The sequence below is a fragment of the Pseudomonas putida genome (assembly GCF_009883635.2).
GTDB classification, from domain to species: Bacteria; Pseudomonadota; Gammaproteobacteria; order Pseudomonadales; family Pseudomonadaceae; genus Aquipseudomonas; species Aquipseudomonas putida_W.
Window position 1 is genome coordinate 765635 of sequence record NZ_CP026115.2, and the last position, 14550, is coordinate 780184.

Annotated in this window: 13 protein-coding genes; 11 read left to right on the plus strand and 2 right to left on the minus strand. The window is 62.6% G+C overall.

The genetic code is table 11. The annotated features are described in order from the left end of the window. Positions 1-36 precede the first annotated feature (36 nt). The 5 genes from C2H86_RS03510 to C2H86_RS03530 all read left to right on the plus strand — a co-directional run bounded on the left by C2H86_RS03510 (position 37) and on the right by C2H86_RS03530 (position 5549). Positions 37-540, plus strand: coding sequence for an ureidoglycolate lyase (locus tag C2H86_RS03510; RefSeq protein ID WP_054884133.1), 504 nt, complete (start codon positions 37-39; stop codon positions 538-540). Between the two features lie 45 nt (positions 541-585). After that, positions 586-1914 carry a urate hydroxylase PuuD gene (locus C2H86_RS03515; RefSeq protein ID WP_159411451.1) on the plus strand — a complete coding sequence of 443 codons (1329 nt, stop codon included), beginning with the start codon at positions 586-588 and terminating at the stop codon, positions 1912-1914. Positions 1915-2128: 214 nt separating this feature from the next. Then, positions 2129-3484 carry a nucleobase:cation symporter-2 family protein gene (locus C2H86_RS03520; RefSeq protein ID WP_159411452.1) on the plus strand — a complete coding sequence of 452 codons (1356 nt, stop codon included), beginning with the start codon at positions 2129-2131 and terminating at the stop codon, positions 3482-3484. 143 nt (positions 3485-3627) lie between these two features. Further along, positions 3628-4413 (plus strand): outer membrane protein OmpK, encoded by a 786-nt coding sequence (locus tag C2H86_RS03525; protein WP_159411453.1) that lies wholly within the window; start codon positions 3628-3630, stop codon positions 4411-4413. A gap of 353 nt (positions 4414-4766) precedes the next feature. Then, positions 4767-5549 (plus strand): outer membrane protein OmpK, encoded by a 783-nt coding sequence (locus C2H86_RS03530; RefSeq protein WP_159411454.1) that lies wholly within the window; start codon positions 4767-4769, stop codon positions 5547-5549. A gap of 134 nt (positions 5550-5683) precedes the next feature. On the opposite strand, the gene C2H86_RS03535 is transcribed toward C2H86_RS03530, so the two are convergent. Next, entirely contained in the window at positions 5684-6598 is a 915-nt protein-coding gene (locus C2H86_RS03535; RefSeq protein WP_159411455.1) for a DUF808 domain-containing protein, read from the minus strand. 130 nt (positions 6599-6728) lie between these two features. On the opposite strand from C2H86_RS03535, the gene C2H86_RS03540 reads away from it, so the two are divergent. After that, positions 6729-7340: a TetR/AcrR family transcriptional regulator gene (locus C2H86_RS03540; RefSeq protein ID WP_110636668.1), complete on the plus strand. Its 612-nt coding sequence runs from the start codon at positions 6729-6731 to the stop codon at positions 7338-7340. A 124-nt stretch (positions 7341-7464) separates the two neighbouring features. On the opposite strand, the gene C2H86_RS03545 is transcribed toward C2H86_RS03540, so the two are convergent. After that, on the minus strand, positions 7465-7905 hold the full coding sequence (locus C2H86_RS03545; RefSeq protein WP_159411456.1) for a GlcG/HbpS family heme-binding protein: 441 nt from the start codon (positions 7903-7905) through the stop codon (positions 7465-7467). A 257-nt stretch (positions 7906-8162) separates the two neighbouring features. Between C2H86_RS03545 and gcl the strand changes: the two genes are divergently transcribed. The 5 genes from gcl (at position 8163) to pyk (ending at position 14541) form a co-directional block, all read left to right on the plus strand. Continuing rightward, on the plus strand, positions 8163-9938 hold the full coding sequence (gene gcl / locus C2H86_RS03550) for a glyoxylate carboligase (protein WP_159411457.1): 1776 nt from the start codon (positions 8163-8165) through the stop codon (positions 9936-9938). A gap of 54 nt (positions 9939-9992) precedes the next feature. Next, positions 9993-10775, plus strand: coding sequence for a hydroxypyruvate isomerase (hyi, locus tag C2H86_RS03555; protein ID WP_159411458.1), 783 nt, complete (start codon positions 9993-9995; stop codon positions 10773-10775). 49 nt (positions 10776-10824) lie between these two features. Continuing rightward, positions 10825-11718, plus strand: a complete 894-nt coding sequence (locus C2H86_RS03560; protein WP_103446540.1) for a 2-hydroxy-3-oxopropionate reductase — start codon at positions 10825-10827, stop codon at positions 11716-11718. Positions 11719-11854: 136 nt separating this feature from the next. Then, entirely contained in the window at positions 11855-13129 is a 1275-nt protein-coding gene (locus C2H86_RS03565; RefSeq protein ID WP_159411459.1) for a glycerate kinase type-2 family protein, read from the plus strand. Beyond that, positions 13126-14541: a pyruvate kinase gene (gene pyk, locus C2H86_RS03570; protein ID WP_054884146.1), complete on the plus strand. Its 1416-nt coding sequence runs from the start codon at positions 13126-13128 to the stop codon at positions 14539-14541. The genes C2H86_RS03565 and pyk overlap by 4 nt, the downstream gene beginning before the upstream one ends. Positions 14542-14550 lie beyond the last annotated feature (9 nt).

Here is a 14550-nt window from a genome sequence, read left to right on the forward strand (position 1 = left end):
AAATTCAGAAAAACGAACAATAGAAGAGATAACCGCATGCGCACCCTGATGATCGAGCCCCTGACCAAAGAAGCCTTCGCCGAATTCGGAGACGTGATCGAAACCGATGGCAGCGACCACTTCATGATCAACAACGGCTCGACCATGCGCTTTCACAAGCTCGCCACGGTCGAGACCGCCGAGCCTGAAGACAAGGCGATCATCAGCATCTTCCGCGCCGACGCGCAGGACATGCCGCTGACCGTGCGTATGCTGGAGCGCCATCCGCTGGGCAGCCAGGCTTTCATCCCGCTGCTCGGCAACCCCTTTCTGATCGTGGTCGCGCCGGTTGGCGATGCACCTGTATCAGGCTTGGTCCGTGCCTTCCGTAGTAACGGCAGGCAGGGCGTTAATTACCATCGCGGCGTCTGGCACCACCCGGTGCTGACGATCGAAAAGCGGGATGACTTCCTGGTGGTTGATCGCAGTGGTTCTGGCAACAACTGCGATGAGCATTACTTCACCGAGGAACAGATGCTGATCCTCAATCCCCACCAATAAGAAAAGGTCGATCATCGTTCACGGTGATCGGCAGAGGTACATACTGTGGAAGCACACCTTCACGAATGGCTGAACCTGAGCATTCGCTGGGTTCACATGATCACCGGTGTCGCCTGGATCGGTGCATCGTTCTACTTCGTCTGGCTGGAGAACCACCTGAACCGAAGCAACCCGCGCGATGGGTTGTCGGGTGATCTCTGGGCGATTCACGGCGGTGGTATCTACCACCTGGAGAAATACAAGCTCGCACCCCCGAAAATGCCCGAGAACCTGCACTGGTTCAAATGGGAAGCCTACTTCACCTGGATGTCCGGTATCGCCCTGCTGTGCGTGGTGTTCTACTGGAACCCGAGCCTGTACCTGCTGGCACCCGGCAGCACCCTGAGCGGTGCCGAAGGCGTGGCCATCGGTATCGGTTCGCTGGTCGCCGGCTGGTTCATCTACGACTTCCTGTGCGACTCGCCGCTGGGCAAGCACCCTGCCCTGCTCGGCGCCGTGCTGTTCGTCCTGATCATCGCCGCCTGCTTCGGCTTCAGCCTGGTGTTCAGCGGCCGTGGTGCGTACCTGCACACCGGTGCGATCATCGGCACCATCATGGTCGGTAACGTGTTCCGCATCATCATGCCGGCCCAGCGCCAACTGGTGGCGGCGATCGAGAACAACCAGACCCCGGACCCGGTACTGCCGGCCAAGGGCCTGCTGCGCTCGCGTCACAACAACTACTTCACCCTGCCGGTGCTGTTCATCATGATCAGCAACCACTTCCCGAGCGCCTACGGCAGCCAGTACAACTGGCTGATCCTGGCTGGCATCGCAGTAGCCGCGGTTCTGATCCGCCACTACTTCAACACCCGCCACGACAGCAACAAGTACGCCTGGACCCTGCCGGTCGGCGCCCTGGCGATGATCTGCCTGGCCTACGTCACCGGCCCCAAGCCGATGGCCGTCAGCCCTGAGCAGGCCGCAGCGAAGGTCGAGTACCAGCCGCTGCCAGCCACCGCCGTCGGCGGCAAGACCGCTGCCGAGCTGCGCGCCGAGGAAACCGCCAAGGCCGCCGAAGCCCCAGCCGCGCCAGCCGAGGCTCCGGCCCAGGCGACCGCACAGGCCGCCGGTGGCGACTTCGACAAGATCCACAAAGTCATCCAGGAACGCTGCAGCGTGTGCCACTCGTCGAAACCGACCAGCCCACTGTTCAGCGCAGCCCCTGCCGGCGTGATGTTCGACACCCCGCAGCAGATCCAGGCCCAGGCCGCGCGCATTCAGGCGCAAGCGGTTGCCAGCCAGATCATGCCGCTGGGCAACATCACCCAGATGACCGCCGAAGAGCGCAAGCTCGTCGGTGACTGGATCGCCAAAGGCGCCCAGGTCAACTGATCCACCCTCTCCTGCCTGGGCGTCCGCGCGCCCGGGCGGGGGCGGCCTTGCGCCGCGAAGAGGCCGGCAACCCCGGCCTCGCCCTTATAGATTCATGCAACAAGCAAGCATCGAGCGTTCGACTGCGTGCGGGAACCCCAGGCTGCCTCCAACGGGCCTGCCGTATGCGACTGGCGCTTGGATCCGAGAATAAAAACAAAACTCGAGGTGCTGCATGTCCGAGTCACGCAAGGCGTACATTCCAGTTGCGCCGCCGCGACAGCCTCTGCCCCTGTTCCAACTGATCCTGGTTGGCCTGCAACATGTGCTGCTGATGTACGGGGGTGCGATTGCCGTCCCTCTGATCATCGGCCAGGCCGCTGGTTTGTCTCGTGAAGAAGTCGCTTTCCTGATCAACGCCGACCTGCTGGTCGCCGGTGTCGCAACCATCATCCAGTCGTTCGGTATCGGCCCGGTCGGGATCCGCATGCCGGTGATGATGGGTGCCAGCTTCGCTGCCGTCGGCAGCATGGTGGCCATGGCCGGCATGCCGGGCGTAGGCCTGCAGGGGATCTTTGGCGCGACCATCGCTGCCGGGTTCTTCGGCATGCTGATCGCGCCGTTCATGTCCAAGGTCGTACGGTTCTTCCCGCCGCTGGTCACCGGTACGGTGATCACCTCGATTGGCCTGTCGCTGTTCCCGGTGGCAGTCAACTGGGCCGGTGGCGGCCAGGACGCTGCGACCTTCGGTTCGCCGATCTACCTGCTGGTGGCGGGCCTGGTGCTGGCCGTCATCCTGTTGATCAACCGCTTCATGCGCGGTTTCTGGGTCAATGTGTCGGTGCTGGTGGGCATGGGCCTGGGCTACATCCTGGCCGGCTCCATCGGCATGGTCGACCTGTCGGGCCTGAGCGACACGCCGTGGCTGCAAGTGGTGACCCCACTGCACTTCGGCATGCCGACCTTCAGCCTGGCGCCGATCCTGTCGATGTGCCTGGTGGTGGTGATCATCTTCGTCGAGTCCACGGGCATGTTCCTCGCCCTGGGCAAGGTGACAGACCGTGAAGTGACACCAGGGATGCTGCGTCGCGGCCTGTTGTGCGATGCCGGTGCGTCGTTCATCGCCGGTTTCTTCAACACCTTCACCCACTCCTCGTTCGCCCAGAACATCGGCCTGGTGCAGATGACGGGCGTGCGTTGCCGTTACGTCACGGTAACGGCGGGTGCACTGCTGATCGTGCTCAGCCTGCTGCCCAAGGCGGCCTACCTGATCGCCTCGATCCCGCCTGCGGTACTGGGCGGCGCGTCCATCGCCATGTTCGGCATGGTCACCGCCACCGGGATCAAGATCCTCCAGGAAGCCGACATCGGCGACCGCCGCAACCAGTTGCTGGTGGCGGTGAGCGTCGGCTTTGGCCTGATCCCCGTGGTCAAGCCGGAGTTCTTCGCGCAGATGCCGCAGTGGATGGAACCCATCACCCACAGCGGGATCGCCATGGCCACGGTCAGCGCCCTGGTGCTCAACGTGCTGTTCAACATCCTCGGTGGTGCCGAGCGCGCCGTGCACAACGACGCCTGCCACGGCCATTGAGCCCTGAGCGGGGCGGCGCAGTTTGCCGCCCCTGCTCATCTGCGCATTAACCGCTTCACCGTCGGCCCGCCGGAATGGGCCGCTCGGGGCGCCTGCGCGCCAAAAAAACCGCCAACAAAAACAATAAGTCCGGGAATCACAACATGAAGCGCATCGCATCAAGCCTGCTGCTGGGCAGCAGCCTGCTGGCCACCCTCCCCGCCCACGCAGGCGATTGGCTGCTGTGGCACGGCGAAAGCCTGACGTACCTGTACGGCAAGGACTTCAAGGTCAACCCCGATATCCAGCAGACCATCACCTTCGAGCACGCCAACAAATGGAAGTACGGCGACACCTTCATGTTCGTCGACAAGATCTTCTACAACGGCAAGCCCGACGCCAGCAAAGGCGTGACCACCTACTACGGCGAATTCAGCCCACGCCTGTCGTTCGGCAAGATCTTCGACCAGAAGCTTGCGTTCGGCCCGATCAAGGACGTGTTGCTGGCCATGACCTATGAGCGCGGCGAAGGCGACAACGAGGCCTACCTGATCGGCCCCGGCTTCGACCTGGACATCCCCGGCTTCAACTACTTCACGCTGAACTTCTATGTGCGCAACACCGAAGGCAGCCGCCCTGGCGACAACGTCTGGCAGATCACCCCCGGTTGGTCGTACACCATTCCCGTGGGCAGGTCCGATATTCTGATCGACGGTTACATGGACTGGGTCACCGATAACGACCAGACCCGTCGTGGCACCTACCATGCCAACCTGCACTTCAACCCGCAGGTCAAGTACGACCTGGGCAAGGCCCTGAACATCGGGGCCAAGCAGCTCTATGTCGGCTTCGAGTACAGCTACTGGAAAGACAAGTACGGCATCGACAGCCGCGGCAATCTGGAGAGCAACCAGAGTGTCGCCAGCGCGCTGATCAAGGTACATTTCTGAAAACCTGATCAATCGCCCAGGTTTGAATCACCGTGCTCCAGGACGGAGCACTTGAGGCGCGGCGCGCAAGCCAGTAATCTGCGCGCCCCCTCGATCAGGGCAGGATGGATTCTGCCTGCGTTTACTGACCGCTCAGTCAATGAATTCGGGCGGTTGGCCAACGTGTTGCCAGCCTGAAAGACCCTTTTCATCCGTTCAGAACGAAGTCGAGCAGGAAGGTTGTGCCAGCCGAGGAAAGTTGGCCCAACCCTTGCCAAACAGCTGTGGCCTATCGAAAAAAGCTGACTCAAAAGACAAAAAAGGCGCCAACAACGAGCGCTGACAACAGATCAATCAAGGGAGCGACACTCGCAATGCGTACCATCAATAGCCTGATTCTCGCGGGCGGCCTGCTGGCCTGCGGCACCACCTTCGCCGGCGACCTGCTGCAGTGGCAGAACAACAGCCTGACCTACCTGTGGGGCAAGAACTTCAAGGTCAACCCGGCGATCCAGCAGACTGTCACCTTCGAGCACGCCGATGGCTGGAAATACGGCGACAACTTCATTTTCGTCGACAAGATCTTCTACCAGGGCCAGAAAGATGCGGGCAACGGCCCCAACACCTACTACGGCGAAATCAGCCCGCGCCTGTCGTTCAACAAGATTTTCGACCAGAAGATCGAGTTCGGCCCGGTCAAGGACGTGCTGCTGGCGATGACCTATGAGTTCGGCGAGGGTGACACCGAGTCGTACCTGATCGGCCCAGGCTTCGACCTGGCTATCCCGGGCTTCGACTACTTCCAGCTGAACTTCTACAACCGCACCACCGATGGCAGCCGTGCAGGCGACAACGTCTGGCAGATCACTCCGGTCTGGTCCTACACCATCCCCGTCGGTGATTCCGACGTGCTGATCGATGGTTTCATGGACTGGGTGGTCGACAACGACGAGAACCGCCGTGGCACCTACCACGCCAACCTGCACTTCAACCCGCAGATCAAGTACGACCTGGGCAAGGCTTTGCACCTTGGCGAAAAGCAGTTGTACGTGGGTGTGGAATACGACTACTGGAAAAACAAGTACGGCATCAAGGACAGCGATGCCTTCACCACCGACCAGAACACCATGAGCTTCCTGGTGAAAGTGCACTTCTGACCTGAAGGTCGGGGCCGCACTGCGGCCCTTCGCGGGCCCGCTCCAACAGGAATTTCACAGATGCTGAAGATTGTGCTTCACCTGTACGAGCGGGCTTGTCCAGCGAACCGGGGCTAAGCCCCGGCCATGCAACCTCAGTGGGCTGGCCGTAGCGCGCGCCAAATCTTCCCCACTGCACTCACTACCGCAAGCACCACGGCACCGGCCACAACACCAACAACGCCGTTGAGCAGCCCGCCAGTCAACGCCCCACCCCGCCCTTCGCTGAAGGCTTCAATGGCATGATGCAGCGGCGCAATGCCATGCACCAGGATCCCGCCCCCGACCAGGAACATCGCGGCGGTGCCGATCACCGACAGGCTCTTCATCATGTATGGCGCAGCGCGCAGAATCCCGTTGCCGACAGCACGTGCCAGGCTCGATGACTTTTGCGTCATCCACAAGCCCAGGTCATCGAGCTTGACGATACCGCCCACCAGGCCATACACACCGATGGTCATGACCACGGCAATGCCCGACAGCACGATGATCTGCTGCGTCAGCGGCGAGTCGGCGACGATGCCCAAGGTAATGGCGATGATTTCCGCAGAGAGGATGAAGTCGGTACGCACCGCACCCTTGATCTTGGCTTTCTCGAATGCCACCAGGTCGATAGTGGCATCGGCCACGGCCTCCTTGCGCGCCTCGTGCTGCAGTTCGTCCTCTTCCTTGCTGTGCAGGAACTTGTGCGCCAGCTTCTCGAAGCCTTCGAAGCACAGGTAGGCGCCGCCGAGCATCAGCAGCGGCGTTACCGCCCAGGGGATGAACGCGCTGATCAACAGTGCCGCCGGCACCAGAATCGCCTTGTTCACCAACGACCCCTTGGCCACCGCCCACACCACCGGAATCTCGCGCTCGGCGCGCACGCCGGTGACCTGCTGGGCATTGAGCGCCAAATCGTCGCCCAGCACGCCTGCGGTCTTCTTCGCCGCGACCTTGGTCATCAGCGAAACATCGTCGAGCACCGTGGCGATGTCGTCGATCAGTACCAGTAGACTGCTTCCTGCCATGTTTGCTTGTATCCAAATGAGTCAATTGCCGGATTCTAGCCCAAAGCCGCTGCCTTGAGCCCCCGTCGGGCGCGGTGCTACCATGCCCGATCCCTCTTAGAGGTGGCCATAAACGAGGAAGATCCCTGACATGAGCACCATTCGCGAGCGCAACAAGGAGCTGATCCTGCGCGCAGCCAGTGAAGAATTCGCCGATAAGGGCTTCGCCGCCACCAAGACCAGTGACATCGCCGCCAAGGCCGGCCTGCCCAAGCCGAACGTGTATTACTACTTCAAGTCCAAGGACAACCTCTACCGCGAGGTCCTGGAGAGCATCATCGCGCCGATCATGCAGGCCTCGACGCCGTTCAATGCCGACGGTGATCCGAAAGAGGTGTTGAGTGCGTACATCCGCTCGAAGATCCGCATTTCGCGTGACCTGCCCCATGCCTCGAAGGTGTTCGCCAGCGAAATCATGCATGGCGCACCGCACCTGTCGCCGAACCAGGTGGAGCAGTTGAACGAGCAGGCCCGGCATAACATCGAGTGCATCCAGCGCTGGATCGACCGCGGGCAGATCGCCCATGTCGATGCCCACCACCTGATGTTCAGCATCTGGGCCGCGACCCAGACTTATGCCGATTTCGATTGGCAGATTTCCGCAGTGACCGGCAAGGCCAAACTGGCCGACAGCGATTACGACGCCGCAGCCGATACCATCATTCGCATGGTGCTCAAGGGCTGTGAGCCTGAAGCAGCCTGAAGCTCGGCGGGGTCTTCTTCGCGGGGCAAGCCCGCTCCCACAAGGACCCCACGGCTCTCAGGCCTGTGAAGATCCTGTGGGAGCGGGCTTGTCCCGCGAATAGGCCGGTACAACGGATAGAGCGCTACGCCGCAACCCCGGCATCTGCCTTCAACCCAGCTTCTTCGATAGCACTGATCGCGCACTGCTCGTCGATATCCGACGTATCGCCGCTGATCCCCACCGCTCCCAGCACCTTGCCGTCCTGATCACGAATCAGCACACCACCCGGCGCCGGCACCACCGGCCGCTCGCCCAGGCCGTTCAACGCCGCGAAAAACGCCGGCCGCTGCTGCGCATCCAGCGCCAGCAGGCGCGAGCCCTTGCCCAGGGCAATCGCACCCCAGGCCTTGCCGGTGGCCACTTCCGGCCGAATCAGGCTGGCGCCGTCCTCGCGCTGCAAGGCCAACAGATGCCCGCCGGCATCGAGCACGGCCACGGTCAGTGGCGCTGCATTGATCTTGCGACCCGCCGCCAGCGCGGCGTTCACCAGGCTGACAGCGACTTTCAGGTTCAAAGCGTTCATGGAAAGGTCCTCTTCTTGTTGTGAGAAGCCCTGAGGGCAGGTGAAAAACCGATAAGCCAATAGAACACAACTGAATCTATTTTTGTATACAATAAATTGAAACGATCGTATGCGAGATCGCAAACCGCCGTTTTCACGGGTGCTCGAACGAAAGCCAGCTTGTCCGACGAAAACCCGTTGACCTGAGCGGTCAGCCATGAATACACTCTGGCACAAAGCAAGTTGTATACAATTACAAAATCGATGAGGCACAAACCATGAGCAAAATGAGAGCAATCGATGCAGCCGTTCTGGTCATGCGCCGTGAAGGTGTAGATACCGCGTTCGGCATCCCGGGGGCTGCCATCAACCCGTTGTACTCGGCCCTGAAGAAAGTCGGTGGCATCGATCACGTCCTCGCTCGTCACGTCGAAGGCGCCTCGCACATGGCCGAGGGCTACACCCGTGCCAACCCAGGCAACATCGGCGTGTGCATCGGCACCTCCGGCCCTGCCGGCACCGACATGGTCACCGGCCTGTACAGCGCCTCGGCCGACTCCATCCCGATCCTGTGCATCACCGGCCAGGCACCCCGTGCCCGCCTGCACAAGGAAGACTTCCAGGCCGTCGACATCACCAACATCGTCAAGCCGGTCACCAAGTGGGCCACCACCGTTCTGGAGCCAGGCCAGGTGCCTTACGCCTTCCAGAAGGCCTTCTATGAAATGCGCACCGGCCGCCCTGGCCCTGTGCTGATCGACCTGCCGTTCGACGTGCAGATGGCCGAGATCGAATTCGACATCGACGCCTACGAGCCACTGGCAATCAACAAGCCGTCCGCTACCCGCGTACAGGCCGAGAAAGCCCTGGCCCTGCTCAATGACGCCGAGCGCCCACTGCTGGTAGCCGGTGGCGGCATCATCAACGCCGACGCCAGCGACAAGCTGGTCGAGTTCGCCGAACTGACCGGCGTACCGGTAATCCCGACCCTGATGGGCTGGGGCACCATCCCGGACGACCACGCACAGATGGTCGGCATGGTCGGCCTGCAGACCTCGCACCGCTACGGCAACGCCACCCTGCTGAAGTCCGACCTGGTGTTCGGTATCGGTAACCGCTGGGCCAACCGCCATACCGGTTCCGTCGACGTCTACACCGAAGGCCGCAAGTTCGTGCACGTGGACATCGAACCGACCCAGATCGGCCGCGTGTTCACCCCGGACCTGGGTATCGTTTCCGACGCCGGCAAGGCGCTGGACGTGTTCCTCGAAGTGGCCCGCGAGTGGAAAGCCGCTGGCAAGCTGAAGTGCCGCAAGGCCTGGCTGGAAGACTGCCAGCAACGCAAGTCGAGCCTGCAGCGCAAGACCCACTTCGACAACGTGCCGGTCAAGCCGCAGCGCGTGTACGAAGAGATGAACCAGGTGTTCGGCAAGGACACCTGCTACGTCAGCACCATCGGCCTGTCGCAGATCGCTGGCGCGCAGTTCCTGCACGTGTACAAGCCACGCCACTGGATCAACTGCGGCCAGGCCGGCCCGCTGGGCTGGACCATCCCTGCCGCGCTGGGTGTTGTCAAAGCCGATCCGAAGCGCAAGGTCGTCGCGCTGTCGGGTGACTACGACTTCCAGTTCATGATCGAAGAACTGGCCGTCGGCGCACAGTTCAACCTGCCGTACGTCCACGTGCTGGTTAACAACGCCTACCTGGGCCTGATCCGTCAGGCACAGCGTGGCTTCGACATGGATTACTGTGTACAACTGGCGTTCGAGAACATCAACTCGACCGACGCGGCCACCTACGGTGTCGACCACGTCGCCGTGGTCGAAGGCCTGGGCTGCAAGGCCATCCGCGTGTTCGAGCCGGCCGAGATCGCCCCTGCCCTGCTCAAGGCACAGAAGATGGCCGAAGAGTTCCGCGTGCCGGTCGTGGTCGAAGTGATCCTCGAGCGTGTGACCAACATTTCCATGGGCACCGAGATCAACGCGGTCAACGAGTTCGAAGACCTGGCCCTGGTCGGCAACGACGCGCCAACCGCCATCTCGCTGCTGGACTGATCGCCTGACGCCCCCAGGCTAGCCCTGGGGGCCTTCATCGCAAGGAGACAACCCATGCCTCGCTTCGCTGCCAACCTGTCCATGCTGTTCACCGAACAGGACTTCCTGGCCCGCTTCAAGGCTGCCGCCGACGCTGGCTTCAGCGGCGTCGAATACCTGTTCCCGTACGACTTCAGCGCTGCCGAAATCAAGCAGCAGCTGGACGCCCACGGCCTGACCCAAGTGCTGTTCAACCTGCCGGCGGGCGACTGGGCCAAGGGTGAACGTGGTATCACCTGCCACCCTGACCGCGTCGAAGAATTCCGCGCCGGTGTCGACAAGGCCATCGAGTACGCCAAGGTGCTGGGCAACACCCAGGTCAACGCCCTGGCTGGCATTCGTCCACACGGCCTGCAGTGCGCCGACGTGCGCAAGACCTTCGTGGAAAACCTGCGCTACGCCGCCGACAAGCTGAAAGCTGCCGGGATCCGTCTGGTCATGGAAATGATCAACACCCGCGACATCCCGGGCTTCTACCTGAACACCACAAAACAGGCGCTGGAAATCCAGGCTGAAGTCGGCAGTGACAACCTGTTCCTGCAGTACGACATCTACCACATGCAGATCATGGAAGGTGACCTGGCTCGCACCATGGAAACCAACCTGAAACTGATCAACCACATCCAGCTGGCCGACAACCCGGGCCGCAACGAACCAGGCACTGGCGAGATCAACTACCGCTTCCTGTTCGAACACCTGGACCGCATCGGCTACCAGGGCTGGGTGGGCGCGGAATACAAGCCGCTGACCACCACCGAAGCGGGCCTGGGCTGGCTGAAAACGCACAACGCGATCTGAATCACTGCTCCCACTGGGAATGCGAACAAATATAAAGAGGTAGTTTCTCATGGCTAAAATCGGTTTCCTCGGCACCGGCATCATGGGCAAGCCCATGGCGCAGAACCTGCAGAAAGCAGGGCACAGCATCTTCGTTTCCACCCACCACGACGCTGCCCCGGCCGACCTGATCGCCGCTGGCGCAGTGGCCCTGGCCAACCCGAAAGAAGTGGCCCAGGAAGCTGAATTCATCATCGTCATGGTCCCGGACACCCCACAGGTCGAAAGCGTCCTGTTCGGTGAAAACGGCGTCGCCGAAGGCGTGGGCCCGAACAAGGTGGTGATCGACATGAGCTCGATCTCCCCTACCGCCACCAAAGCCTTCGCCGAGAAGATCAAGGCCACCGGCGCCGCCTACCTGGACGCCCCGGTGTCTGGCGGTGAAGTCGGTGCCAAGGCCGCGACCCTGAGCATCATGGTCGGTGGCTGCCCGAAAGCCTTCGAGCGCGCCCAGCCGCTGTTCGAAGCCATGGGCAAGAACATCACCCGCGTCGGTGGCAACGGCGACGGCCAGACCGCCAAGGTGGCCAACCAGATCATCGTCGCCCTGAACATCCAGGCCGTGGCCGAAGCCCTGCTGTTCGCCGCCAAGAACGGCGCCGACCCAGCCAAGGTGCGTGAAGCCCTGATGGGCGGCTTCGCTTCGTCGAAGATCCTCGAAGTGCACGCCGAGCGCATGATCAAAGGCACCTTCGACCCAGGTTTCCGCATCAACCTGCACCAGAAGGACCTCAACCTGGCCCTGCAAGGCGCCAAGGAACTGGGCATCAACCTGCCCAACACCTCCAATGCCCAGCAAGTGTTCAACACCTGCCAGGCCCTGGGCGGCGGCAACTGGGACCACTCGGCGCTGATCAAAGGCCTGGAGCACATGGCCAACTTCTCGATCCGCGACGACAAGTAAGACCTCCATACCCCTGAGCCTGCGACCACAGGCTCAAGGGTTACCCCGAGCAACACCCGCCCCTGGTTCGGCCTGCACGGAGGCAGTTCCAGGGGCGTTTTCGATTCTGCAGAACAACAATAAATGGGAGCCTGCCATGTCGGTCGATCCGCAAAAACTTCTCCGCGACCTGTTCGACACAGCCATCGCCGCCGCCCACCCGCGCCAAGTGCTCGAACCCTACCTGCCCGCCGACCGTAGCGGCCGGGTCATCGTCATCGGCGCCGGCAAGGCCGCAGCCGCCATGGCCGAAGTGGTCGAAAAGAGCTGGCAGGGCGAAGTCTCCGGGCTGGTCGTGACCCGCTACGGTCACGGCGCCAATTGCCAGAAGATCGAGGTGGTCGAAGCCGCTCACCCGGTCCCCGACGCCGCCGGCTTGGCCGTGGCCAAGCGCGTGCTGGAGCTGGTCAGCAACCTCAATGAAGAAGACCGCGTCATCTTCCTGCTGTCTGGCGGTGGGTCCGCCCTGCTGGCACTGCCAGCCGAAGGCCTGACCCTGGCGGACAAGCAACAGATCAACAAGGCGCTGCTCAAATCCGGCGCCACCATCGGCGAGATGAACTGCGTGCGCAAGCACCTCTCGGCGATCAAGGGCGGCCGTCTGGCCAAGGCCTGCTGGCCAGCCACCGTCTACACCTATGCGATTTCCGACGTGCCTGGCGACCTGGCCACCGTCATCGCATCCGGCCCGACCGTGGCCGACCCGAGCACCTCGGCCGATGCCCTGGCGATCCTCAAGCGCTACAACATCGAAGCGCCGAAAGCCGTCATCGACTGGCTCAACAACCCCGCATCGGAAACCGTCAAGGCCGATGACCCGGCCCTGGCCCGCAGCCACTTTCAGCTGATCGCCAAGCCCCAGCAATCGCTCGAAGCCGCCGCAGTGAAAGCTCGCCAGGCCGGTTTCAGCCCGCTGATCCTCGGCGACCTGGAAGGTGAATCGCGCGAAGTGGCCAAGGTACACGCTGGCATCGCTCGGCAGATCGTGCTGCACGGCCAGCCGCTGAAGGCGCCCTGCGTGATCCTCTCCGGCGGTGAAACCACCGTCACCGTGCGCGGCAACGGCCGTGGCGGGCGCAATGCCGAGTTCCTGCTCAGCCTCACCGAAAGCCTCAAGGGCCTGCCTGGCGTGTATGCCCTTGCCGGTGACACCGACGGCATCGACGGTTCGGAAGAAAACGCCGGCGCCTTCATGACCCCGGACAGCTACGCCCGCGCCGAAGCCCTGGGCCTGTCGGCCAGCGACGAGCTGGACAACAACAACGGCTATGGCTACTTCGCCGCGCTCGATGCCCTGATCGTCACCGAGCCGACCCGTACCAACGTCAACGACTTCCGCGCCATCCTGATCCTCGAGACTGCCCAATCATGACGCCTGATAAAAAAGTAAAGATCCTCGCCACCCTCGGCCCTGCGATCAAAGGCATCGACGACATCCGCCAGCTGGTCGAAGCGGGCGTGAACATCTTCCGCCTCAACTTCAGCCACGGTGAACATGCCGACCACGCCCTGCGCTACCAGTGGATCCGCGAAGTCGAGCAGCAGCTGAACTACCCGCTGGGCATCCTCATGGACCTGCAAGGGCCGAAGCTGCGCGTCGGCCGCTTCGCCGAGGGCAAGGTCCAGCTGCAACGCGGCCAGGCCCTGCGTCTGGACCTGGACAAGACCCCGGGCGACAGCCGCCGGGTCAACCTGCCGCACCCGGAAATCATCGCCGCACTGGAGCCAGGCATGGACCTGCTGCTCGACGACGGCAAGCTGCGCCTGCGCGTAACCGCCAAGCACAATGACGCCATCGACACCGAAGTGCTGAACGGCGGCGAGCTGTCCGACCGCAAGGGCGTCAACGTGCCGCAAGCGGTGCTCGACCTCTCCCCGCTCACCGAAAAAGACCGTCGTGACCTGGCCTTCGGCCTGGAACTGGGCGTGGACTGGGTAGCCCTGTCGTTCGTGCAGCGCCCGGAAGACATCGTCGAAGCGCGCCAGCTGATCGGCGACCGCGCCTACCTGATGGCCAAGATCGAGAAGCCATCGGCAGTCGAGCAGCTGCAAGCCATCGCGGAACTGGCGGATGCGATCATGGTTGCCCGTGGCGACCTGGGCGTGGAAGTGCCGGCCGAAAGCGTGCCGCAGATCCAGAAGCGCATCATCGGCACCTGCCGCCAGCTGGGCAAGCCGGTCGTTGTAGCCACCCAGATGCTCGAATCGATGCGCTTCTCGCCAGCACCGACCCGCGCCGAAGTCACCGACGTGGCCAACGCCGTGGCCGAAGGCGCCGACGCGGTGATGCTGTCGGCCGAGACCGCCTCGGGTGACTACCCGCTGGAAGCCGTGCAGATGATGAGCAAGATCATCCGCCAGGTGGAGAACGGCCCGGACTACCAGGCCCAGCTCGACGTCGGCCGGCCGAAGGCCGAGGCTACCGTATCGGACGCCATCAGCTGCGCGATTCGCCGTATCAGCGGCATCCTGCCGGTGGCGGTGCTGGTCAACTACAGCGAGTCGGGCGCATCGACCCTGCGTGCCGCCCGCGAGCGGCCACGGGCGCCGATCCTCAACCTGACGCCGAACCTGGCCACCGCCCGCCGCCTGAGCGTGGCCTGGGGTGTGCACTCGGTGGTCAACGACCGCCTGCGCCAGGTCGACGAAGTGGTGTCCACCGCGCTGGAAATCGCCCAGGCGCAAGGCATGGCCAGCCGTGGCGACACGCTGCTGATCACTGCCGGTGTGCCTTTCGGCAAGCCGGGTTCAACTAATACCTTGCGGATCGAGACCCTGGTCTGAGATCGCCGG